The sequence below is a fragment of the Compostimonas suwonensis genome, assembly GCF_002797855.1.
GTDB lineage: Bacteria > Actinomycetota > Actinomycetes > Actinomycetales > Microbacteriaceae > Compostimonas > Compostimonas suwonensis.
In genome coordinates, this window is the sequence record NZ_PGFB01000002.1 from 711,295 (window position 1) to 732,273 (window position 20,979).

Annotated in this window: 20 protein-coding genes; 5 read left to right on the forward strand and 15 right to left on the reverse strand. The window is 69.4% G+C overall.

Annotated features, from left to right (window positions below; genetic code table 11):
* Window positions 1-4: 4 nt before the first annotated feature.
* The 5 genes from CLV54_RS07110 to CLV54_RS07130 form a co-directional block, all read right to left on the reverse strand.
* Window positions 5-1,381, reverse strand: a complete 1,377-nt coding sequence (locus CLV54_RS07110) for an FAD-binding protein (protein ID WP_100344222.1) — start codon at window positions 1,379-1,381, stop codon at window positions 5-7.
* A 3-nt stretch (window positions 1,382-1,384) separates the two neighbouring features.
* On the reverse strand, window positions 1,385-2,254 hold the full coding sequence (locus tag CLV54_RS07115; RefSeq protein WP_100344223.1) for a sugar phosphate isomerase/epimerase family protein: 870 nt from the start codon (window positions 2,252-2,254) through the stop codon (window positions 1,385-1,387).
* 33 nt (window positions 2,255-2,287) lie between these two features.
* A complete protein-coding gene (locus CLV54_RS07120) occupies window positions 2,288-3,088 on the reverse strand; it encodes an ABC transporter ATP-binding protein (RefSeq protein WP_100344224.1) in 801 nt (266 codons plus the stop codon).
* 17 nt (window positions 3,089-3,105) lie between these two features.
* Window positions 3,106-4,161 carry an ABC transporter substrate-binding protein gene (locus tag CLV54_RS07125; RefSeq protein ID WP_100344225.1) on the reverse strand — a complete coding sequence of 352 codons (1,056 nt, stop codon included), beginning with the start codon at window positions 4,159-4,161 and terminating at the stop codon, window positions 3,106-3,108.
* Between the two features lie 65 nt (window positions 4,162-4,226).
* Window positions 4,227-5,096: an ABC transporter permease gene (locus tag CLV54_RS07130; RefSeq protein ID WP_100344226.1), complete on the reverse strand. Its 870-nt coding sequence runs from the start codon at window positions 5,094-5,096 to the stop codon at window positions 4,227-4,229.
* 372 nt (window positions 5,097-5,468) lie between these two features.
* Between CLV54_RS07130 and CLV54_RS07135 the strand changes: the two genes are divergently transcribed.
* From CLV54_RS07135 to CLV54_RS07150, 4 genes are read left to right on the forward strand one after another with little or no spacing between them, the layout of a single operon-like run.
* Window positions 5,469-6,641, forward strand: a complete 1,173-nt coding sequence (locus CLV54_RS07135; protein ID WP_211294466.1) for a DUF993 family protein — start codon at window positions 5,469-5,471, stop codon at window positions 6,639-6,641.
* Window positions 6,642-6,669: 28 nt separating this feature from the next.
* The gene (locus tag CLV54_RS07140; RefSeq protein ID WP_100344228.1) at window positions 6,670-7,368 is read left to right on the forward strand and encodes a FadR/GntR family transcriptional regulator; all 699 of its coding nucleotides are present in this window, start codon (window positions 6,670-6,672) and stop codon (window positions 7,366-7,368) included.
* A 28-nt stretch (window positions 7,369-7,396) separates the two neighbouring features.
* The gene (locus CLV54_RS07145) at window positions 7,397-8,308 is read left to right on the forward strand and encodes an NAD(P)-dependent oxidoreductase (RefSeq protein ID WP_100344229.1); all 912 of its coding nucleotides are present in this window, start codon (window positions 7,397-7,399) and stop codon (window positions 8,306-8,308) included.
* Window positions 8,305-9,561 (forward strand): four-carbon acid sugar kinase family protein, encoded by a 1,257-nt coding sequence (locus CLV54_RS07150; RefSeq protein WP_100344230.1) that lies wholly within the window; start codon window positions 8,305-8,307, stop codon window positions 9,559-9,561. Before CLV54_RS07145 ends, CLV54_RS07150 begins: the two co-directional genes overlap by 4 nt.
* 9 nt (window positions 9,562-9,570) lie before the next feature.
* Here CLV54_RS07150 and CLV54_RS07155 read toward each other — a convergent pair whose 3' ends face one another.
* The 10 genes from CLV54_RS07155 to CLV54_RS07200 all read right to left on the reverse strand — a co-directional run bounded on the left by CLV54_RS07155 (window position 9,571) and on the right by CLV54_RS07200 (window position 19,000).
* Window positions 9,571-10,071 (reverse strand): flavin reductase family protein, encoded by a 501-nt coding sequence (locus tag CLV54_RS07155; RefSeq protein ID WP_100344231.1) that lies wholly within the window; start codon window positions 10,069-10,071, stop codon window positions 9,571-9,573.
* A 5-nt stretch (window positions 10,072-10,076) separates the two neighbouring features.
* Window positions 10,077-10,571: an NADPH-dependent FMN reductase gene (locus CLV54_RS07160; protein WP_100344232.1), complete on the reverse strand. Its 495-nt coding sequence runs from the start codon at window positions 10,569-10,571 to the stop codon at window positions 10,077-10,079.
* Window positions 10,571-12,337, reverse strand: coding sequence for an MDR family MFS transporter (locus CLV54_RS07165; protein WP_100344420.1), 1,767 nt, complete (start codon window positions 12,335-12,337; stop codon window positions 10,571-10,573). The genes CLV54_RS07160 and CLV54_RS07165 overlap by 1 nt, the downstream gene beginning before the upstream one ends.
* Window positions 12,338-12,365: 28 nt before the next feature.
* Window positions 12,366-13,700 carry an NtaA/DmoA family FMN-dependent monooxygenase gene (locus CLV54_RS07170; protein ID WP_100344233.1) on the reverse strand — a complete coding sequence of 445 codons (1,335 nt, stop codon included), beginning with the start codon at window positions 13,698-13,700 and terminating at the stop codon, window positions 12,366-12,368.
* A complete protein-coding gene (locus tag CLV54_RS07175; protein WP_100344234.1) occupies window positions 13,697-14,356 on the reverse strand; it encodes a cysteine hydrolase family protein in 660 nt (219 codons plus the stop codon). The genes CLV54_RS07170 and CLV54_RS07175 overlap by 4 nt, the downstream gene beginning before the upstream one ends.
* Window positions 14,353-15,417: an LLM class flavin-dependent oxidoreductase gene (locus CLV54_RS07180; RefSeq protein WP_100344235.1), complete on the reverse strand. Its 1,065-nt coding sequence runs from the start codon at window positions 15,415-15,417 to the stop codon at window positions 14,353-14,355. Before CLV54_RS07180 ends, CLV54_RS07175 begins: the two co-directional genes overlap by 4 nt.
* 58 nt (window positions 15,418-15,475) lie before the next feature.
* Window positions 15,476-16,585 (reverse strand): ABC transporter substrate-binding protein, encoded by a 1,110-nt coding sequence (locus tag CLV54_RS07185; protein ID WP_100344236.1) that lies wholly within the window; start codon window positions 16,583-16,585, stop codon window positions 15,476-15,478.
* Between the two features lie 131 nt (window positions 16,586-16,716).
* Window positions 16,717-17,577 (reverse strand): ABC transporter permease, encoded by an 861-nt coding sequence (locus CLV54_RS07190; RefSeq protein ID WP_100344237.1) that lies wholly within the window; start codon window positions 17,575-17,577, stop codon window positions 16,717-16,719.
* Between the two features lie 11 nt (window positions 17,578-17,588).
* Window positions 17,589-18,419: an ABC transporter ATP-binding protein gene (locus CLV54_RS07195; RefSeq protein WP_100344238.1), complete on the reverse strand. Its 831-nt coding sequence runs from the start codon at window positions 18,417-18,419 to the stop codon at window positions 17,589-17,591.
* Window positions 18,420-18,577: 158 nt separating this feature from the next.
* On the reverse strand, window positions 18,578-19,000 hold the full coding sequence (locus CLV54_RS07200) for a hypothetical protein (protein WP_100344239.1): 423 nt from the start codon (window positions 18,998-19,000) through the stop codon (window positions 18,578-18,580).
* A 141-nt stretch (window positions 19,001-19,141) separates the two neighbouring features.
* Here CLV54_RS07200 and CLV54_RS07205 point away from each other — a divergent pair, with 141 nt between their 5' ends.
* The gene (locus CLV54_RS07205) at window positions 19,142-20,968 is read left to right on the forward strand and encodes a DEAD/DEAH box helicase (protein ID WP_100344240.1); all 1,827 of its coding nucleotides are present in this window, start codon (window positions 19,142-19,144) and stop codon (window positions 20,966-20,968) included.
* The last annotated feature ends 11 nt before the right edge of the window (window positions 20,969-20,979 follow it).

The following is a 20,979-nucleotide window of genomic DNA, read 5'->3' on the forward strand; positions in this document are numbered from 1 at the left end:
GCGCTCAGCCCACCGCAGCACCGGGAGCGCTGCCCGAGTGCACATACCGAACCGCGTCACGCCCCGCGGCTGTGCCCGTGATGTGCGCCGGCGCGAGCCCGCCGGCGTAGCCGTAGCTGGAGAGGCCGCCGATGTCGCATCCGATCGCGTACAGCCCGGGGATCGGAGCGCCGTCGCCGCCCAGCACCCTGGCCGTGGTGTCGACGGCGAGCCCTCCCATCGTGAACGTGATCGACGGCTGGACCTCGAGGGCGTAGTAGGGGGGCGTGCGCAGCTCGGCGAGCTGCCCGGCCTCGGGCAGCGGCGCGCGCTCGAGCCGGGAGGCGAGGAACGAGCGGGTGGTGTCACCACGAAGCGTACGCAGCAGCTGCTCGCGGTCGACCCCGAACCCGGCCAGCCGATCGGCGAGCTCCTCGAACGTGGGCGCGACCGCGTGTCGGGCCCCGGCATCCATCGCGTAGCGCAGGCGGTCGAGGCTCACGAAGTTCGGGAACGGCTCCGACAGGGCGTGACTCGAGCGGACCGACTCGTCGAAGATCACAAAACCGCGCATGCCGGGCACGCCGGCGAGATCCTGGTTGAGCAGCTCGTCGCCCCGCGACTCGTCGGAGACACGACGGCCGTCGGCGACGACGAGCACGGCGTGGCTCGAGAAGTAGATCGAGTAGTGGAAGAACTGCTCGGGGCTCCAGCTCGCGATCGGATGCGGGATCAGATGTCCGTAGAAGGATCCGGTGTCGCCGGCTTCGGCCGCTCCGAGGGAGCGGCCGAATCGCAATCCGTCGCCCCGGCTGCCGGGATTCGACCGGACGAGGATGTCGGGGCCCACCTGGGGCAAGAGCTCTGCCCGCAACGCCGCAGAGCCCTGGAACCCTCCCGTCGCGAGAACGACCGCGGAGGCCACGACCTGGGCGACCGCTCCCCCGCGCTCGAAGCGCACGAGGAAATGCCCGCCCCTCCTCTCGACCTCGGTGACGCCCGCATCCGTCAGCACGGTGCCGCCGCGCGCGATCAGCTGATCGCGCATGTGCAGCAGATAGGGGCGGATGTCGGTCGAGTACCCGCGCCCCCATCCCATGACCTGCCGGTGGGGCTCCTCGGCCACGAAGACGCCGCTGGCTCGGATCTGCGCCACCTCGTCGTCGTAGGCCGCGAGCACAGCGGCGGCCAGACGGCGATCGCCGTGGGGAACGTGCTCGTCGTAGGCGGCCATCGTCGGGGGCAGCCAGAACATGCCGGCCGACAGCCGAGCCGATCCCCCGACCTCGTCGAGTTTCTCCAGCACGAGCACGCGAAGGCTCCGAGCGGCGACCGACGCGGCCCGCAGCCCCGACATCCCCGCACCGATGACGACGAGGTCGACCTGCTCCGGCTCGTTCACGCCTCAGCTCTCGTCTGAGCGCAGATACGGCTCGATGAGGGCGTCGTATCGTTCTCTCATCAGACGCACGACGTCGACGTACGGGGAGTCCCAGATCTCCTGGTTGAAGATCTCGACCTCGACGTCGCCGTCGAAACCGGTCGCGGCGACCGACCGCGTGATCGTCGCGAAATCGATGTGGCCGTCGCCCATCATCCCCCGCGCGAGCATCAGGTCGGAGGGAACGGGTGTGATCCAGTCGCTCACCTGATAGCTCGCGACGCGGCCTTCCCTGCCCGCCCGCGCGATATCGGCGGCCAGTTGCGCGTCCCACCAGAGATGGAAGGTGTCGACGATCACGCCGACGGTCTCCTTCGGGAACGGCTCGACCAGGTCGAGGGCGGTGCCGAGGGTGCTGACGACGGAGCGGTCGGCGGCGAACATGGGGTGCAGCGGCTCGAGTGCGAGCCTCACGCCCGCGTCCCGTGCGTGAGACTCGAGCTCGCCGATGGCGTCGCGCACCCGTCCGCGCGCGGCCGCGAGGTCGCGCTCCCCCGGCGCGAGAGGGCCCGCGACCATCACGAGCATGGCTGTCGAGCCCGCCGCGGCCGCCGCATACAGAGTGGCGGTCTCATCGATCGCCCGGTGGTTCTCGTCGATGGCCGCGCGACGCTCCGGTCCTTCCGGAGCCGTCACGAAGACCGCCCGACAGAGACTCGAGAGGCGCAGTCCGGAGTCCGAGAGCCGTCGAGCGGCTTCATCCAACCCGATGGGCTCCACCCGGTCGCGCCAGACGCCGATCGACTCGACGCCGACCTCGACGCACGCGTCGAGGGCTTCGGCCAGCGTCGCCGTGCGCACGGTGCCCTGATTAAGCGAGAGGCGCGATGACATGGTCGCCTTCCTTCGGAGTTCGGGTGATGGGCATCAGTCGGCCGCGACCTCGACGCCCAGGAGCTCGCGCGCTCGCGCGGCGACCTCGATGAAGGCCTCGTCCTGCATGACATCGGCGTAGACCCGCTCCGCGGGCAGCTGCACGTCGAACTCCTCGATGATCCGCCCGGGCCGGGGGCTCATCACGACGACACGCGTCGCCAGGTAGACAGCCTCGGCGACCGAGTGGGTCACGAGGAGCACGGTCGTCCCGGTCTCCCGCCAGATCCGGTTGAGCTCGACGTTCATCCGTTCGCGGGTCAGGGCGTCGAGCGCGCCGAAGGGCTCGTCCATGAGCAGCACGTCGGGCTGGTGCAGCAGCGCACGGCACAGGGCCACACGCTGCTGCATCCCTCCGCTGAGCTCGTGCGGCAGCGCGTTCTCGAAGCCGGTCAGGCTCGTCATCTCGATGAGCTGCTCGCAGCGCTGCCGGGCGGTGGCGCGATCCATGCCGCGCATCTCCGCCTGGAGCAGGATGTTTCCCCGCACCGAACGCCACTCGAGCAACGCCGGCCGCTGGAACACGAACCCGATGTCCTGACGGGGTCCGCGCACCGGCTCGCCGTGCAGCGTGACGCCGCCCGTCGTGGGCGCGGTGAGTCCGGCGATCGCTTTCAGCAGCGTCGACTTGCCGCATCCCGACGGTCCGACGATGGCGATGAACTCGCCGGGCCGAGCCGTCAGGTCGACCTCGCCGAGGGCTTGGACGTCTCCTCGTTTGGAGGAGAACTCGATCGAGAGCCCGGCGACCTCGACCGATGCGAGAGACGTGTCGTTCATGGTGGGGTATGACATCCGGTCCTCCTTGTGCGTTATTTGCCGACGTTGTCGGCGAAGGATCCGTCGTAGTACTTGGTGACGTCGCCCGCGGACTCGATGAGACCCACCTTGGCGAGCAGGTCGAGGCTGTCCTGCCAGTCCTCCGGCGTGTTGACGCCCGGCGCGTCGTCTGCGGTGCGGTCGGTGTGGAGGAAGTCGATCGTCTGCTTCCACTGCGAGAGCACGACCTCGGGCGATTGGAATCCCGGGTCCTTGCCGGTCGTCGATGCCGCCGCCGCCTCGGGATCCTCGACGGCCGCCGCGAACGACTCCGAGACCGCGTCGACCATGGCCTGCACCGTGTCGGGGTGATCGGCGATCATGTCGTCACCCGTGATGAGGCCGTTCGAGTACCAGGTGAGGCCGGCGTCGCGGTAGTAGAAGTAGCGGAGCTTCTTGCCGCCCTGCTCTTCGAGGGTGGGGCCCGCGTCGCTCGCGAAGCCGATCATCCCGTCGGCCTGGCCGGAGAGCACGGCCGAGATCTTGCCCGCCGCGTCGAGGTTCTGCTGGGTGACCGAGCTCTGGTCGACCCCGATGGCGTCGAGGTAGTACGGGAACATCACCGTCGGCCCGTCGCCGGCGGAGACCGCGATCGTGTGACCCGCGATGTCCTCCGGCTTCGTGATGTCGGAGTCCTCCCAGACCTGCACGGCGGCGGGCGACTGCTGCAGGTAGACGCCCAGGCTCTTCGCGCGCACGCCCTTGTCGATGTTCGCCGCGAGCAGCGCGGTGTCGGCCCAGCCGAAGTCCGCCTGCCCCTGGCCGACGGCCTGGATGGTCTTCGTGGATCCCGAGCCTGACTGGATGGTGAGGTTGATGCCGTGCTTCTCGAAGATCCCGAGCTCGACGCCGTAGTAGAGCGGCGCGTGCTCGCCGATCGGCAGCCAGTTCAACAGCATCGTGACGTCGGTCAGCGGTGCGCCGGAGTCGTCGCCCGAGGGCTCGCTTCCGCCGCTGCTGCACCCGCTGAACAGCAGCGCGGCGGCGACGGGGGCGGCGACCAGGCCGAGCAGACGCCGGTAGCGGCGCGGTGAGTTGGTGGATTTCATTTCAGTCTCCTTCGACTTCATTTGACGCGGAATGTGCAACAGGAACGGACGGACGGTCCGACGGGCTACTGCCCGAATTGGGGAAGGGAACGGTTGCGCTGCGAGGCGTGCCACGGGATGAGCAGACGCTCGGCGACCTCGATGATGACGAACAGCACAACACCGAGAAGCGACATCACGAGGAGCGCCGCCACGAGGAGCGCGGTGTCGAGGTTGCCGTTCGCCTGCAGGATCACGTAGCCGAGCCCCTGGTTGGCCCCCACGAACTCACCCACGACGGCACCCGTCACGGCGAGGGTCGCCGCGACCTTGAGCCCCGAGAGCAGTTCGGGCAGTGCGGCGGGCAGCCGGACCTTGAACAGGGTCTTGAAGCGCGAGGCCCCCATGGTCGAGGTGAGCTGCAGGATCTCGGGGTCGATCGAGCGCAGACCGCCCAGGCCCGAGATGACGACCGGGAAGAAGGCGACGAGCACGGCGACGAGGATCTTCGGCGCCGGCCCGAAGCCGAGCCAGACGACGAACAGCGGAGCGATCGCGATCTTGGGCACGACCTGGAAGAACAGGATGATCGGATAGAGCGTCTTCTCCACCGTCGGCGAGTAGACCATCAGGATGGCGACGAGCACGCCGACCACCGCCGCGATCACGAAGCCGGCGAGGGTCTCGTACGTGGTCACCCAGGTGCTCGCGGCGATGTAGCCCGGCTCCTCGATGAAGACCTGCAGCGTCGCACCCGGCGAGGGCAGGATGTACTCCGGCACGAGGCCGAGCGCGGTGACCAGCCACCACACGAAGAGCACCAGCACGACGAAGACCAGCGTGTACCACGGGAAGCCGCTGCCGGCCGGCCGCTTGGCCTTCTTCGGGCTCTTCTGATTCGTCGGGCGCGGTGCATGGGTCTTGCCCGGCGGGGTCGTGCTTGTCGTCGTTAGCATCGCCTACACATCCTTGTGTCGTTATGGGATTCGCAATTGGTTCTACCAATAGCGGGCAAGAGGATGCTAGATCACTGTCGCTCGACATGTCAACGCGACTTCGCCGACAATCGAAAAAAGTTATGCGATCTCTTCCCTCTCGTTGACAGTCCCGCACTTCCTCGTTGACAGTCCCGCACTTCGCCCATAGTGTTCCATTGGTACAACCAATTGTGGCGAGAGATGTCGAACAATCGACTCGGACTCGGCGCACACGTCGAAGCCGACGCGGCGCCGTCGCCCGGAACCCCGTCGGGCGGAGATCCCGGCGCGGGGCCGAGCACCAGCGACAGCGACATCCCCTCGCAGCCAGACAGATGAGGTGACAGCGCCGTGCCCACGACAACATCCACGATCAGCCTGCCGCGCCCGGATGGATCGACCCTCGTGTATACGATGCACGAGCCGCTCGAGCGCCCACGGCATCCGCAGACGTTCACCTCGCGGCTCGTGTACGCCGCACCGCACGTCGTGCCCGATGTGCGCGCGGCCTACACCCCGGGTCGCGGCCCCGCCGTCGACTGGGACACGACCCTCGCCTTCCGCCGCCACCTCTACTCGTACGGGCTCGGGATCGCCGAGGCCATGGACACCACCGAGCGAGGCCCCGACGGCCTCGACTGGCCGCGGGCCCAGGAGCTCATCCGGCTGAGCCTCGAGCTCGCCCGGGAGACCGGCGGGCTCATCGCCTGCGGCGTCGGCACCGATCAGCTCGAGGAGCAGGCACCCAGCCTCCGTCAGGTGACGGACGCCTTCCTGGAGCAGCTGGCCTTCGTCGAAGACCTCGGCGGCGCTGGCATCCTGCGTGCGAGCCATGCGCTGCACCGGGCCGCCTCCTCCGAAGCCGACTATCTGCAGGTCTACGGCGAGGTGCTGACGAAGGCTCAGCGCCCGCTGATCCTGCACTGGCTGGGAACGGCCTTCGATCCGAGCCTCACCCGCTACTGGGGGCACGAGGACCAGCGCGTCTCCATGGATGCCGTCGTGCGGCTCGCCGAGGAGCACGAGGACGACCTCGTCGGCATCAAGTTCAGCCTGCTCGACCAGGCCCTCGAGCGGGAGTTCCGCGAGCGCCTGCCCGAGACGGTCAAGGTCTTCACGGGCGACGACTACGACTACGCCACGATGCTCCGGGACGAGGGCGGCCGTCACAGCCACGGCCTGCTCGGCGTCTTCGACCCGATCGCACCCATCGCCTCGACCGCGTTCGCGGCACTCGACGCCGGCGACGAGCCGGCCTTCGTGCAGCAGATGGAGTCGACGCTTCCCCTCGCGCGGACGATGTTCGAGGCCCCCGCGGCCCGTTATAAGGTCGGTGTGGTCTTCACGGCCTGGATCGCCGGGCATCAGGAGCACGCGCGGATGGTCACCGGCAACGAGGGGATGCACTCCGTGCTGCACCTCGTGGACCTCTTCATGATGATGGACGAGCTCCGGCTGCTGCCGGACCCGCAGCTGGCTGTGCACCGCATGGGGCTCGTCCTCGCCGCCAACGGCGTGGCCTGACATCGACGATCGCAGAGGAACAGCCGAGATGAGACTCGAGGATTTCGTGGAGCGCCTGCTCGCGCTGTCGAGCGAAGAGGGCGAGATGAGGGGCGCCCGGCTTCCACCGGAGCGCGAGCTCGGCGAACGGCTGCAGATCAGCCGAGGAGCGCTGCGCGAGCAGCTCTCGATCCTCGACGGCCTCGGGTTCCTCGAGCGCACTCAGGGGCGCGGCTCCTACCTCCACATGCCGAACGACGAGTTCGTGCGCACCTTCTTCACGGTGTCCCGCCAGGTCGGCTACATCGACGACGACAAATACGCCGAAGCCCGGATGATGATCGAGGAGACGGTCGCAGCCGGCGCGGCGGAGCGGGCGAGCGACGAGCAGATCGCCGCGCTCAGAGAGCTCGTCGACACGATGATCGCCTCGACGCGCGCCGGCGACTACGACGCGGCGCTCGAAGCCGACGTCCGGTTCCACTCAGAGCTCACCGACATCATCGACAACCCGATCTTCCGCTTCCTCGAAGCCGGTCTGAGCCACGTGCTGCACGAGACCATCCAGTACCGCCGCCAGCTCGCGATCGAGGTCGAAGAACCCGACGCGGACGGCATCCGCAAGACCGACAAGGTGCACTACACGATCGTCGACGCGATCGCCGCCCACGATCCCGACCGCGCGCGGCAAGCCATGCGCGAGCACTTCGAGGACTGGCGACGCCTCGGCTTCCCCGACTCCCACTGACCACAACGACGAAAAGCGAGGCCCTGATATGCCTACCTCCTCCCTCTCCCCAGACGTCACCTTCATCGGGCTCGGCGCGATCGGGCTTCCGATGGCGAGCCAGCTCGCCCGCTCGGGGCTCCGCGTCGGCGGCGTGGACCCCTCGGAGCACGCCCGAGAGCGCGCCCGAGATGAGGGGATCCTCGCGGTGCCCTCCCTCGGGGAGGCGCCCGTCGCCCCCGTCGTCGTCGTGATGGTCGCCACACCCGCCCAGCTCGAGAACCTCGTCGCCCAGGTGCTCGCGGAGCGGGCGGCAGCTCAGCACTGGGTCATCATGAGCACGGTGGGGCCGGAGGCGGCCATCGCATCCGGAGCGCGCCTCACCGAGCTCGGCGCCCGTGTCGTCGACGCCCCCGTGACCGGAGGGGTCCCCCGGGCCGAGAGCGGCGAGCTGACCATCTTCGCGTCGGGCGACGATCAGGCCCTCGGCGCGGTGTCTCCTGTCCTCGAGAGGATGGGCCTGGTGCGGGTCGTCGGCGCCCGCGTGGGAGACGGGCAGGCCATCAAGGTCATCAACCAGCACCTGTGCGCGGTGCACATCGCCGTGGCGGCGGAGTCGCTCGCCCTTGCGAGCTCACTCGGCCTGGATCCGGCGGCCGTCCTCGGCTTCGTCGAGACCGGGGCCGCGGCATCCTGGATGCTGACGGACCGCGGCCCGCGGATGCTCATGAGCGATCCCCCGGTGCGCAGTCAGATCGACATCTTCGTCAAGGACACCGGCCTCGTGGCGGCGGCGGCGGCCGAGGCGGGGGCGGAGACGCCGCTGCTCGACGCCGCACGCCGTCGTTTCCTGGCAGCCAGGGAGCTCGGACTCGGCTCGAGCGACGACTCCCGCGTCATCGAGACCTACCCTGCGCCCTCGGACGTCGTCACCGCACGGGCCGACGGCGCGACCCGATGACGAGAACCGTCGTCTTCGACGACGACCCGACCGGCACGCAGTCCGCGTCAGGGGTCGACGTCGTGCTCGACGCGAACCCGCGGACGCTCGCGGACGCCCTCGCGAAGGCGCAGAGCGTCTATGTGCTCACGAACACCCGCGCGATGCCGCAGGCACGGGCCGTGGCGCTCCTGGTGCGATTGCGCGAGGCGGCGGTCGAGGCCGCACGCGGGCTCGGCGACTCCGTTCAGTTCGTGCTCCGCGGCGACTCGACGCTTCGCGGGCACGTCTTCGCCGAGATCGACGTGTTCACCGAGGCCGACTCCGTCGTGCTGTTCGTGCCGGCCTTTCCGGCGGGCGGCCGTCGCACCCGCGACGGCGTGCACTACGTGCGGCTGGACGGCGTGGATGTCCAGGCCCACCTGACCGAGTTCGCCGACGACCCCGTGTTCCCGTTCGGCGCCTCGTACCTTCCCGACTACGTCGCCGAGAAGTCGGCACGGGCTGCCGTGTCGGTGCGCGGCACCGGGGCGGATGCCGAGGAGAGACTACGCAGAACGCTCGTGACGGCGGCTCCCGGCACGGTCGTGATCCCCGACGTCGAGACCGACGACGACGTCGTCCGGATCGCGCGGGCGCTCGAGCGGGCGCGCTCGGCCGGCCGCTCCGTCGTCGTTCGCTCGGGCTCGCCGCTCGCGGCCGCGATCGCAGGCGTCACGAGCCCCGGGCTGCTCCCGAGCCCTCTCGTGCCGCAGGCCCGGCCCACTCTTCTCGTGTGCGGATCGCACACCGCCGCAGCCGGCCGGCAGCTCGCCCGTGTCGAGGCCGATCACGGCCCGGCCGCGATCATCGACACCGAACGTGCGCTCGACGACCCGCTGGCCGAGGGCGAGCGGGTCGCCGAGCTCGTCGGATCCGCGCTCTCGAGCACCGGTTTCGCCGCCCTCGCGAGCGAACGGATCCGCCGCCCCGAGCACGGACTGCTCGATCACGGCGAGCGGGTGATGTCGGCGGTGACCGCGGCGGTCTCGCGATTGCGCGGTGACGCCGAGATCGTCGTGTCGAAGGGCGGGATCACCTCGGCGGAGGTGGCGCGTCTGGGCCTCGGCGCGAACACCGCCCGAGTGCTAGGCCAAGTCCTGCCCGGTGTGTCGGTCTGGTCGCTGCGCACGCCCGAGGGCTCCGAACGCCTCTACGTCGTCGTGCCGGGCAACGTCGGCGACGACGACGCGCTCGTCGACGTGCTCAGCGCCCTGCGCGTGGCTCGCGCCTGACCGCGTACGCTAGCCCGGCAGCATCTTGACCTGGCGCTGGTGCCACACCAGCGGAGCCGGCAGCTCGTCGCTCAGCATCGCCACCACACGGAACACGACGATGTCGTGGTCTCCCGCCGGGTAGACGTGTTCGACGACGCATTCGAGCCAGGTCGGCGAGCCCTCGAGGAAGACGGCCCCGGAGGCCGTCTCCGTGCGCCCGACACCGCGAAGGCGATTGTGCTTGTCGCGCGATGCGAGCTGGCGGGTCGACTCCGCGTGGCCCTCGCCGAGGATCGACACGCCGATCGTCGGCGCGCTCGCGAGCAGGGGCCAGGTGCTGGAGGTCTTCTGCGCCGCGAACGAGACCATGGGGGGCTCGTAGGAGACCCCGACCGAGAACGACGACGCGATCATCACGACCGCCTCGCCCTCGACCATCGCGGCGAGGGCTGCGACACCGGAGGGGAAGCCCGAGAACGCGGCCGACATCTCGGCCGGGTCGGAGGTGAACTCGTGGATGAGAGACATCCTGCTCACCTCTCCCGCACCGAGGCGTGCACGGCCTCGCCCCAGCGATCGACCCACGCCGTGAGCGAATCGTCGGCGGCGTACCGCGAGTCGAGCTGGTACAGCCCCTGCGCGGGGCAGATCGCGCCGAGCTCCACGAGCACGGGCTTGAGCGTCAGCTCCGGCGCCAGGGCGTGAGCGGGACCGGCGCCGAGCATGATCGGGATGCCGACCTGGCCGGCGAGCCCCGTACCGGTCGCGAACTGGTCCAGGAAGACCTTGAGCAGGCCCGTGTACGTGCCCTTGTACGTCGGGGATGCCGCGATCACGAGCTCGGCGGCCTGCACCCGTGCCACGGCCTCCGCCACCACGGGGTCGCCGAAGCCGAGCACACCCGCGCCCAGCTCGGCGACCTCGATGACGACGGTCTCAGCGCCGAGGGCCGCCGCGAGCCGTTCCGCGGCGTCGCGCGTGCGCGAGCCGGTCTTGGGGTTTCCCACGATGATTGCTGCCGTGACCATCAGGCGACCTTCGTCCGTTCTTCTCGTTGTTCCGCGAGTCGCGACCGTGCGTCGCTCTCGTCCTTCCGCATCGCGTCGATGAGCTCCCCCGCGTCGGCGAAAGCCCGTTGCAGACGGATCAGCTCGCCGGGGACGAGCTCCGCCCGCTGTCCGTACAGGTCGCCGTCGAAGTCGAGCACGTGCACCTCGACGGTGTGCTCTCGCCCCGGAAAGGTCTCGTTGGAGCCGATCGAGATGAGAGCGGGCCGTGACGATCCCCAGGATTGCACGCGGAAGCGCCCGAGGTACACACCGTCGGCCGGCGTCGGCGCCGGCGGTTCGAGCGCGATGTTGGCGGTCGGGTAGCCCAGCCCGTGCCCGGCCCCTTCGCCTGCCACCACGACCCCGGTCAACGGCGCGAGGGCGAGGTCATCGGCATCCTTCCGCGTGTGATCGGCAGAGGAGCGCCCCGGCAGCAGCGCGGCGGCCAGCACGCTGACGAGCCCCACGGCGGCGAGTACCAGCAGGGCCCCGGCATTCGTCGCGGCAGCCAGCACGACCGCCGTGACCGCGCTGCCGAGCACCGCGCCGAGCTGCTTCATGCCGTTGAACGCACCGGACGCCGCTCCGACCGAGTCGCGGGGAACGGTCGTCACGGTGGCGATCGAGAACGGCGACCAGACGAAGGAGTTGGCGACGCCGAACACCGCGAACACCGCCGAGATCGCCCAGAGCGGCGCATCGGCCGACACCAGAGCACCCGTGCCGCCGATCGAGACGACGAGCGCGGCCGCGCCGATGAGCGCCACGACGCGGATGCCGACGGTGTTGTTGAGCCAGGCCGAGAACGGTGCGGCGAGAAGGCATACGACCCCCATCGGCACGATCAGGAGCGACGCCGTCACGACGTCGAGTCCGCGCGCGTCCTGAAGGGCGAGCATCAGCGGGATGGGGGCGGAGCCCACGACGAAGGCCGCAGCCGCGGCGCCCCACGACGCCGTGACGAAACCACGGCTGCGGAACAGGGTCACGGGCAGCAGCGCGTTCTCGCGCGACCGCCGCTGCGCCCAGACCACGACGACGACCAGCAGAACGCCGACCAACGACCACAGCCAGCGGGGAACGCCCGCGACGACGGCCGAGGATGAATCGGTGCCCTGGATCCCGAGCACGAGCGCGAAGACGCCCGCGCCGTTGCCGGCCATCGCCCACACCGGGATCCGGGCCGGGCGGCGCGCCGAGACCGGCACCCACACGAGCACCGCGACGGCCGCCAGCACCCCCAGCGGCAGGTTCACCGCGAAGATCGCGGGCCAGCCCCACGCCCCCACGAGGAACCCGCCGAGCAGCGGCCCGGCGACGGTCGCCGCGCCGCCGACGGCACCCCAGACGCCGAGCGCGACCGCGAGACGCGGAGGCTGGAAGAGCGAGCGGATGATCGTCAGGCACTGCGGCGTCATCAGCGCTGCCCCCACGCCCTGCAGCACGCGCCAGACGATCAGCATCTCGACCGTCGGAGCGAGGGCGCAGAGCAGAGAGCCGATCGTGAACGCGGCGAGGCCGGCGAGATAGACGCGGCGCGCCCCGAACCGGTCGCCCAGCCGCCCCGCGATCAGCAGCGGCACCGCGTAGGCGATCAGGTAGGAGCTGTTGACCCAGATCGCGAGGGTCTGCGTGGTGCGCAGCTCCGACATCAGGGCGGGCAGGGCGACGGATGTGATGGTGCTGTCGAGAAGCAGCATAAAGAACCCGAGACACAGGCTGCCGAGCGCGAACCACGCACGCATCGTCACCCTTCCCTCCGCGCCCCTCATCTCACACCGCCAGGTTCTCGCGCAGGGTCGCGCCCGGGTACCGAGGGGCGAGGGCGCCGCGCGCACGCAGCTCCGGAACGAGCAGTTCGCTGATCTCGGCCAGCCCCGCCGGCATCCCGAGCGGGCTCGAGAGCATGTAGCCGCCCCGCGACCCCGTCGCCGCGAAGTTCTCCTCGAGTGCGTCGGCGACGGTCGCGGCGTCTCCGACGACGGTGTGGTCGAGACCGGTCGCGGCGAGCCAGCCGTGCTCGAAGAACTCCGATCTGCTCAGGGTGCGGTCTTCGCCGAGCTCCGCGACGAGCGAGCCGACGAAGCCGGCCGGGCTCGCGTTGGCCGCGACGATCTCATCGCGCACCTCGCCGAGCCGGAACGATGCCGGCAGGGTGGAGAAGTCGTAGCCGGAGTTGTGCGAGAGCATGGTGCCCACCGCCTCATCCGTCCAGAACCTCATGACCGCGTCACGACGTTCCCGCGCCTCCCGCTCGGTGCGGGCCACGATGACCTGCGTCGCCCACAGGATCCCGACGTGCGCCGGGTCCCGCCCCTCGGCGGCGAGCGCCTCGTCGAGCATCGCCCGATGCCGCTGCTGGCCGCCGAGATGCCCGCCGAATCCGAAGATCAGATCGGCGAACGACGCCGAGCCGGCGATACCGCGCGGCGAGTTGCCCGCCTGCACGATGACCGGGTGCAGCTGCGGGCTCGGCGCGGAGGCGAGCGGCCCCTTCACCGTGAAGAAGCGCCCCGCATGATCGATCGCCCGCACTTTCGCGGGGTCGGCGAAGCGTCCGGTCGCGCGGTCGCGAACGATCGCATCGGGTGCCACCGAGTCCCACAGGGCACGGCACACGCCGATGAACTCCTCCATGCGCTCATAGCGCAGATCGTGGTCGATGAGCTCCGTGTACCCGTAGTTCGCGGCATCCGCCCCCCGGCTGGAGGCGACCACGTTGAAGGCGATCCGCCCGCCCGTGACATGGTCGAGCGAGTTGAGCAGACGCGCGACGTAGAACGGGTGCATAAACGTCGACGAGTAGGTGAGGCCGAAGCCGATGTGCTCGGTGACGGTCGACATCGCCGCGATGATCGGCGACATGTCCTGCCGGGGCCATTGAATGCCCCATTCCACCGCCGGCTCGATGCTTCCGCGCCAGGTGCTGGGCACGCCGGAGCCGTCGCCGAAGAACAGCATGTCGACGCCCGCCCGCTCGGCCGTGCGCGCCACCTCCATGTACATCCGCACATCGGGGAAGTCCTGCCCGACCCAGGAGCCCGGCTGCGCCCAGCGGCCTTCCGTGTGCGTGAACGAGAGATCGTAGGCCAGGTGCATCCCGCTCATCGGATCGCCCGCTCCCAGAGGCCGATGACCTCGTGCGCATCCGACAGCACGGCGACGTTCAGCTCGAGCTGCGCCAGGGCGGCCTCGTTGACGGCGAGGTCGTAGGCCGCGGTCGCGTCCCGCGGGACGACGACCGGCCAGTCCAGCTGCATCGCGTCCTGAGCGGTCGCGTCGACGCAGCACTCGCTCGTGAGGCCGACGATCGTCAGCCAGCCGTATCCGGCGGCCCGCAGCTGCTCGTCGAGCCGGGTGCCCAGGAAGCCGCTGTAGCCGCGTTTGACGACACGGAGCTCTCCCGCGGCCGGCTCCATGCGATACCACTCGGCCCCGGGGGTGCCGATCACGCACGGCTCGGAGTCGCCCATGGGCGCGTCGTAGTCGCCCTCGCGCAGCCAGTTGCTCGCCTTCCAGGGGTGCGCGGGATCGCTTCCCAGCTCCACCCACACCACGGGCACTCCGATCCGGCGCGCCGCGTCGACGAGCTCGCCGATCCGCGTGACCGTGCGATCGAGCTCGGTCAGCGCGTCGTCGTCGAGCCCGTATGCGCCCAGACGTTCGGGGTCTCCGAAGTCTCGTTGCACGTCGACGACGACGAGTGCCGGCGTGCGATCGGGCACGACGAGCTGTGCGAGCTGATCCTGCCTGAGCGACGTCACAGGATGCCTGCTTCGTCGTGAGCACGGAGGGCGGGCAGCACGGTCTCGCCGAACAGGACCATGTCCTGGTCGTACTCGGGGAAGATCAGCATGAGCCCGTCGAGATCGGCTTCGCCGACGATGTACTGGATGTGCTCGGTGACGGTGTCGGCGGAGCCCGCGACATAGGCGGTCTGGAACGCGGCCTCGCCTTCGGCGTCCGATGCCCAGGCGCGGGCCTGCTTCTCCGGGACCCCCCACGACGCGCGCATCAGGGCGAGCGCCTCGCGATCGACGCCGTCGCCCCACTCCTTCACCTTCTTCTCGGCGAGGGCGTCCGTCTCCGCCTGCACGATCGTGAGCATCGAATAGGTCTTGCAGACCCGGCCGTTGGCCGCGGCGCGCTCGTGCACGTCGCGCGACAGCTCCGTCATCTCGGCGAGGCTGTCGCCGGCGAGGAAGGCTCCGTCGGCGAAGCGGGCCTGGAACGCCCGCGCGTCCTCCGACTTGCCCGCGCTGATGATCGTCGGCCGGGTGGCCGGGTGCGGGCGGGACTCGCAGTCGACGAGGTCGAAGTACGGGGTGCGCATGGTCACGGAGTCCTCGCTCCACAGCCGGGTGACCGCCTCCGTCCACAACTCGGTCATCGCGTAGCGATCGGCGTGGCTGAGCTCCGGATCCCAGATGCCGAACTGCTCGAACTCGGCGGCGTAGGCGCCGTTGACGATGTTCATGCCGGCCCGCCCGCCCGAGATGTCCTGCAGAGTGGTGTACATCTTGGCCGCGACGGCCGGGTTGTGCACGTTCGCGTGCATGGTCGCCCAGATCTTGACCCGGCTGGTCACCGCGGCGAGCGCCGACATCAGGGTCATGGACTCGAGCGATCGGCCCCAGTGGTCGGTCGCGCCCCCGAAGCCACGCCACTTCGCCATCGACATGATGAAGTCGAGTCCGATCTCCTCGGCGTGCACGGCCGCGCGCTTGTTCCACTCGTAGCTGGCCTCCGGGTGCGGGGCCGTGGTCGAGAGCATCCATCCCCCGTTCCCGATCGGGAGGAAGATTCCGTAGTCTTTCGCTGGCATCGTGCTGGCCTTTCGGTGGGGTTCGGGGTTCGTCGGATCCGGTGATCGGGTGCGGTGACTACGGCGCCGGCCAGATGAGCTCGTCGCCGTCGTAGATCGCCTGGATGTACGAGTCGTCGAACCAGCCGGCGGCCTCCTCCGCGGTGACCTCGGGCGGCACGATGGAGAACTGGTGCAGCATGTCCACGAGCTTGCTCACGTTCTCGGGATCGATGCCGCCGAACGGCTGGCCCGGTGTCGGGTTGTCTTCGGCCACCTGGGTCTCGGTCTTCCAGATCGTCGTGTTCAGCTCGGTGTCGTACGTCGCGCCGCCGGACAGCTCGGCCGCGTAGCCGACGCACTGCTTCGCGTTCTCGTCGCTGGAGGAGCAGAAGTCGTAGGCGTGCAGGGCCGCGCGCAGCACATCCTGCACCGCCGTGGGGTGGGCTTCGGCGAAGGCGGGGTTCACGGCCATGGCGCCCAGCGAGCTCGGGATGCCGTAGTCGACCGGCTGCCACACCGTGACATCGTCACCCGCTGCCTTGAGCTGGTTCGGCTCGTTGGAGATGAAGCCCGTGAGCGCCGCGAGGCCGTCCTGCTCGCGTGGCAGCACCGAGGGGTCATAGCCCTCCTTGACGAGGGTGAGCGAGTCCCAGTCCACGCCCGCGTCGACCATCATCGCCTGCACGGCGGCGGGAACGTAGCCCTTGTGCCCGACGACCTGCCCGTCGAGCTGGGTCAGCTCGGTGATGTCGGGGTTGGTCATGAGGATGTCGAGCCCCGCGTTCGAGTACGACGAGATCCCCTCGATGTCGATGCCGTTCGCCTGCGCCTGGATGAGGTCCTGCTGCGAGATCGCGGAGACGGTCGCCTGTCCGCTGGCGAGGAGCTTGGTGTTCTGGGCTGTGTCGCCCGATCCCGGCTTGAGCTCCACGTCGAGGCAGAGATCGTCGAAGTAGCCGAGCTTGCTGGCCGCGATGTACTCGAGGATGGATGCCGAGGACTGGAACTGATAGCCGGAGAGGTAGGAGATCGTGCCTGCGGCCTTGTTCTCCTCGCAGCGCTCCGAGGATATGGCCGAGCCGGCGCTCGACCCTTCGGCGGAACCGGAGCTGCACGCGGCCATGCCGAGCGTGAGCACGGTGGCGGCGAGGGTGGCGAGACCGGTCTGGATGAGACGGTGTTGCATGGGACACTCCTTCAGGGATGGCGGGTGCAGGGGGTGCGGTGGGGTGGGGTGGGCGAAGCCGATGCATCGCATCGGAGGATCGAGGGGGCCTTCGGCTCCCGCTCGTGCGGACGATCGGGGTGGGCCGACGCCTAGTCGGTCGAGCTCGCGTGCCAGTGCAGCACGCGGCGCTCCACGAGGGTGACGATGCCCAGCAGCAGCACGCCCATCACGGCGAGCACGAAGATCGCGGCGTAGACCACGGCCAGCTGGTTCATCGACGAGGCCACGCTGATGACGGTGCCGAGCCCTCCGGTCGATCCCGACGCCGAGAGCTCGGCGACGACGGCGCCGATGATCGACAGCGGGAACACGATCCGCAGCGCCGCGAAGAGGTACGGCAGCGCGTTCGGGATGCGCAGGTGCACGAGAAGCTCCAGCCGCGACGACTTGATGGTCTTGTAGACCTGCAGAACCTGCTGGGGAACCGAGCGCAGGCCGACCGCCGTGTTGATCAGGATCGGGAAGAAGCAGATGAGCGCCGTGATGATGAGCTTCGGCAGGGGTCCGAAGCCGAACGCCACCACGAGCGCCGGAGCGATCGCGACCAGCGGCGTCACGTTGAGCACGACGGCGATGGGCATGATCGCTCGGCGCGCCATGGGCAGCTCGCTGATCAGCACCGCGACGACGAAGGCCGCGACGAAACCGATCGCAAGGCCGGCGACCGCCTCTCCGAGGGTGATGAGCGCATTGCTCAGGTAGTACCCGAGATTGCTCGAGAGCGACTCGCCGATCGCCGGCAACGGAGGCAGCAGATACGGCATCGCCGCCGCGCCCCACTGCCACAGCCCGGCGAGAACGGCGAGCATGACCACGAGGGGAAGCCAGACGCGGGGGCGGATCCAGCCGATGCGCGATCGGGGATGTCTGAGGCTGAACCGCGAGGGCTCTGCGGCCGGCTCGACGGTGGTCGTGGATGACACGGTGACTCGTTCCGTTGCGACGCTCATCTCCGCCCGCCTCACGCCGCATCCGTGGATCGCCAGGCGCTGTGCAGCCGATCCCTGATCAGATCCTCGTACTCGTGGAACCGCCGCTCGGCGAAGAGCCGTTGATTCCGAGGCCTCGGCAGCTCGATGTCGATCACGTCGACGATACGACCGGGGCGCGGGGCCATCACCACGACGGCGTCGGACATCCGCACCGCCTCCGAGACGGAGTGGGTGACGAACAGCACCGTCGTCTTCAGCTCATCCCACAGGTCGAGCAGCTGGTCCTGCAGGCTCTCGCGGGTGAACTCGTCGAGGGCGGAGAAGGGCTCGTCCATCAGCAGCACGTCCGGCTGCAGCCCGAAGGCCCGCACGATGGCCGTGCGCTGCTGCATCCCGCCCGACAGCTGAGCGGGGAGCTTGTCGACGGCGTCTTCGAGCCCGGCTCGTCTCAAGAGCTCCATCATGTCGGGCTGCACACGTCCACCGCTTCGCTCGGCGAGGTCGCCGATCCGCTCGCGGCGCTTGCCCGCATCCTTGTTGACCTTCTGCGGGAGGGTGACGTTGCCCAGCACCGAGAGCCACGGCAGCAGCGCCGGCGACTGCGGCACGAGCCCGATGAGCTTCGCCGCGCAGGCCTCGTCCGGGCTGACGTCGTGCACACGAACCGTGCCCCGGTCGGCCGTCTCGAGGCCGGCGACGATGCGCAGGAGCGTGGACTTGCCGCATCCGCTCGGCCCGATGAGACTCACGAAACGGCCCGGCTCGATCGACAGATCGACGTCGCTCAGGGCGATCATCCCCGATGATCCGTAGCCGTACACCTTGCCGACCGAGCTCAATTCAACAGCTGGCGTCGCCATACACACCCTCCATACCGTCTGCGGACACGAGTGTCTGCTCTTATATGGCGGAGAGCGTGCGTAGCGAGTTCGATGTCTGCCACGCGGAATCCGCGTCTTGGGTTATGACGCTACCCCGGCCATGTTTCGCGAAACCGCATGTGCAGATTGCACGCACGTTAACTCTCGCTGCGCAGCCGCTCCACCCGTTCGCCGTCGAACACGTACACCTCGATGCCGAGATCGACCGCGGCCACGGCCACCCATCCGCCCAGCGCCTGCACGACGAGCCGGGTGACCACGAGCACCGCGCGCTCCGCGTTCGGAACACTCTCGCGCAACCAGAGCAGCTTGAAGAGATCGGCCATGACCTTGTTGCGGTAGGACGGCTTGTAGGCACCCTGGTTGGCGACGAGCTGAACGACGATCCGCCCGTCGGCGTCGATCCCCTCCACCTCGACACGGCTGCCCGCCAGCACGAGCGGCCGCGGGCGCAACTCGACCCCGCACTCGTCGCTCATCGCGGCCAGCATCCTCCGCTCCACCGAGCCGGCGGCGAACCGTCTCCACTCGGACGAGGCGTGAGCGTTCGTCACAGGCATACGCACAGTCTAGGAACGGCTCGTTTCGCCCGTGTTTCGGTCGGAGGGCGTCGCGATCCTGCTCCTCTTCCTCCGGTGGATATCCAAGGCGACGGAGGAAGCCTGGGCGCCGATCCGCCGCCGAACGACTACCGTTGGCGTATGGCTCCTACAGACACGACCGCGCCCAGTGAGCCCGAGGCTCCCCTCGCCGGCCAGACCTTCTCGGAGCTCGGGCTCGACGACGCGGTGCTCAAGGCACTGAAAGACGTCGGATACGAGACCCCCTCCGCCATCCAGGCCGCGACGATCCCTCCCCTCCTCGCCGGCCGCGATGTCGTCGGCCTCGCCCAGACGGGCACAGGCAAGACGGCCGCATTCGCACTGCCGATCCTCTCGCGCCTCGACCTGGCGCAGAAGAGCCCGCAGGCGCTCGTGCTCGCGCCGACCCGCGAGCTCGCCCTCCAGGTCTGCGAGGCGTTCGAGAAGTACGCCGCCCATCTGCGCGGCGTGCGGGTTCTGCCCGTCTACGGCGGCCAGGGCTACGGCGTTCAGCTCTCCGCGCTGCGCCGCGGCGTCCATGTCGTCGTCGGCACGCCCGGCCGCATCATGGATCACCTCGACAAGGGCACCCTCGACCTCTCCGAGCTCAAGTACCTCGTGCTCGACGAGGCCGACGAGATGCTCAAGATGGGCTTCGCCGAAGACGTCGAGACGATCCTCGCCGACACCCCCGACGACAAGCAGGTCGCGCTGTTCTCAGCCACCATGCCCGCGCAGATCCGCCGGATCTCGGCGAAGTACCTGCACGACCCTGAAGAGATCACGGTCAAGAACAAGACCACGACCTCGGCGAACACGACCCAGCGCTACCTCGTCGTGTCGTACCCGCAGAAGGTCGACGCGCTCACGCGCATCCTCGAGGTCGAGAACTTCGAGGGCATGATCGTCTTCGTCCGCACCAAGAACGAGACCGAGACGCTCGCCGAGAAGCTGCGGGCCCGCGGATACTCGGCCATGGCCATCAGCGGAGACGTCGCCCAGGCACAGCGCGAGCGCACTGTGAACCAGCTCAAGTCGGGCAAGCTCGACATCCTGGTGGCGACGGATGTCGCGGCCCGCGGCCTCGACGTCGATCGCATCAGCCACGTCGTCAACTACGACATCCCGATCGACACCGAGTCGTACGTGCACCGCATCGGGCGCACCGGCCGAGCCGGCCGCAGCGGAAACGCCATCAGCTTCGTGACCCCGCGCGAGCGCCGCCTGCTCACCGCGATCGAGAAGGCGACCCGCCAGCCGCTCACCGAGATGCACCTCCCGAGCGTCGACGATGTCAACGCCACGCGTCTCGCACGCTTCGACGACGCGATCACCGATGCCCTCGGCCAGACCGACCGCATCGAGCGCTTCCGCGACATCATCCGCCATTACATGGAGCACAACGACGTGCCCGAGGTGGATGTCGCGGCCGCACTGGCCGTCGTCGCCCAGGGCGAGACCCCCCTGCTGCTCTCGGCGGAGGACGAGCGGGCGCAGCGCCGTGAGCGCGACCGCGACGAGCGCAGCCGGGGAGACCGCGACCGCGGCGATCGTGACCACGGCGACCGGCACGGTGCTCGGGAGCGGGGCGGCCGCGAGGATCGCTTCGACCGCTCCGATCGCCCGGCGTCGAGTGAGCGCCGTGTGCGCCCCAGCGCCTCGTTGGCGACCTACCGGATCGCCGTCGGCAGGAGGCACCGCGTGGAGCCCCGCCAGATCGTCGGCGCGATCGCGAACGAGGGCGGGCTGAGCCGCGAGGACTTCGGCGCCATCCAGATCCGCCCCGACTTCTCACTCGTCGAGCTGCCGTCGAACCTCTCCCACGAGGTGCTCGAGAAGCTCGAGGGCACCCGCATCAGCGGCAAGCTCATCGAGCTGCGCCCCGACCGCGGCGGCCCGGTCAGCTACGGAGACGACCGGCCTCCGCGCAAGCCCCGCCACGGCTAGCCGGAGCAGGC

Excerpts from the sequence above, each read along its gene's own strand:
- CLV54_RS07205 (WP_100344240.1), top strand. The coding sequence starts at position 19,142 with ATGGCTCCTACAGACACGACCGCGCCCAGTGAGCCCGAGGCTCCCCTC.
- CLV54_RS07190 (WP_100344237.1), bottom strand. The coding sequence starts at position 17,577 with ATGAGCGTCGCAACGGAACGAGTCACCGTGTCATCCACGACCACCGTC.
- CLV54_RS07145 (WP_100344229.1), top strand. The coding sequence starts at position 7,397 with ATGCCTACCTCCTCCCTCTCCCCAGACGTCACCTTCATCGGGCTCGGC.
- CLV54_RS07125 (WP_100344225.1), bottom strand. The coding sequence starts at position 4,161 with ATGAAATCCACCAACTCACCGCGCCGCTACCGGCGTCTGCTCGGCCTG.
- CLV54_RS07155 (WP_100344231.1), bottom strand. The coding sequence starts at position 10,071 with ATGTCTCTCATCCACGAGTTCACCTCCGACCCGGCCGAGATGTCGGCC.
- CLV54_RS07130 (WP_100344226.1), bottom strand. The coding sequence starts at position 5,096 with ATGCTAACGACGACAAGCACGACCCCGCCGGGCAAGACCCATGCACCG.
- CLV54_RS07200 (WP_100344239.1), bottom strand. The coding sequence starts at position 19,000 with ATGCCTGTGACGAACGCTCACGCCTCGTCCGAGTGGAGACGGTTCGCC.
- CLV54_RS07185 (WP_100344236.1), bottom strand. The coding sequence starts at position 16,585 with ATGCAACACCGTCTCATCCAGACCGGTCTCGCCACCCTCGCCGCCACC.
- CLV54_RS07120 (WP_100344224.1), bottom strand. The coding sequence starts at position 3,088 with ATGTCATACCCCACCATGAACGACACGTCTCTCGCATCGGTCGAGGTC.
- CLV54_RS07140 (WP_100344228.1), top strand. The coding sequence starts at position 6,670 with ATGAGACTCGAGGATTTCGTGGAGCGCCTGCTCGCGCTGTCGAGCGAA.
- CLV54_RS07165 (WP_100344420.1), bottom strand. The coding sequence starts at position 12,337 with ATGCGTGCGTGGTTCGCGCTCGGCAGCCTGTGTCTCGGGTTCTTTATG.
- CLV54_RS07115 (WP_100344223.1), bottom strand. The coding sequence starts at position 2,254 with ATGTCATCGCGCCTCTCGCTTAATCAGGGCACCGTGCGCACGGCGACG.
- CLV54_RS07150 (WP_100344230.1), top strand. The coding sequence starts at position 8,305 with ATGACGAGAACCGTCGTCTTCGACGACGACCCGACCGGCACGCAGTCC.
- CLV54_RS07170 (WP_100344233.1), bottom strand. The coding sequence starts at position 13,700 with ATGAGCGGGATGCACCTGGCCTACGATCTCTCGTTCACGCACACGGAA.
- CLV54_RS07160 (WP_100344232.1), bottom strand. The coding sequence starts at position 10,571 with ATGGTCACGGCAGCAATCATCGTGGGAAACCCCAAGACCGGCTCGCGC.
- CLV54_RS07195 (WP_100344238.1), bottom strand. The coding sequence starts at position 18,419 with ATGGCGACGCCAGCTGTTGAATTGAGCTCGGTCGGCAAGGTGTACGGC.
- CLV54_RS07180 (WP_100344235.1), bottom strand. The coding sequence starts at position 15,417 with ATGCCAGCGAAAGACTACGGAATCTTCCTCCCGATCGGGAACGGGGGA.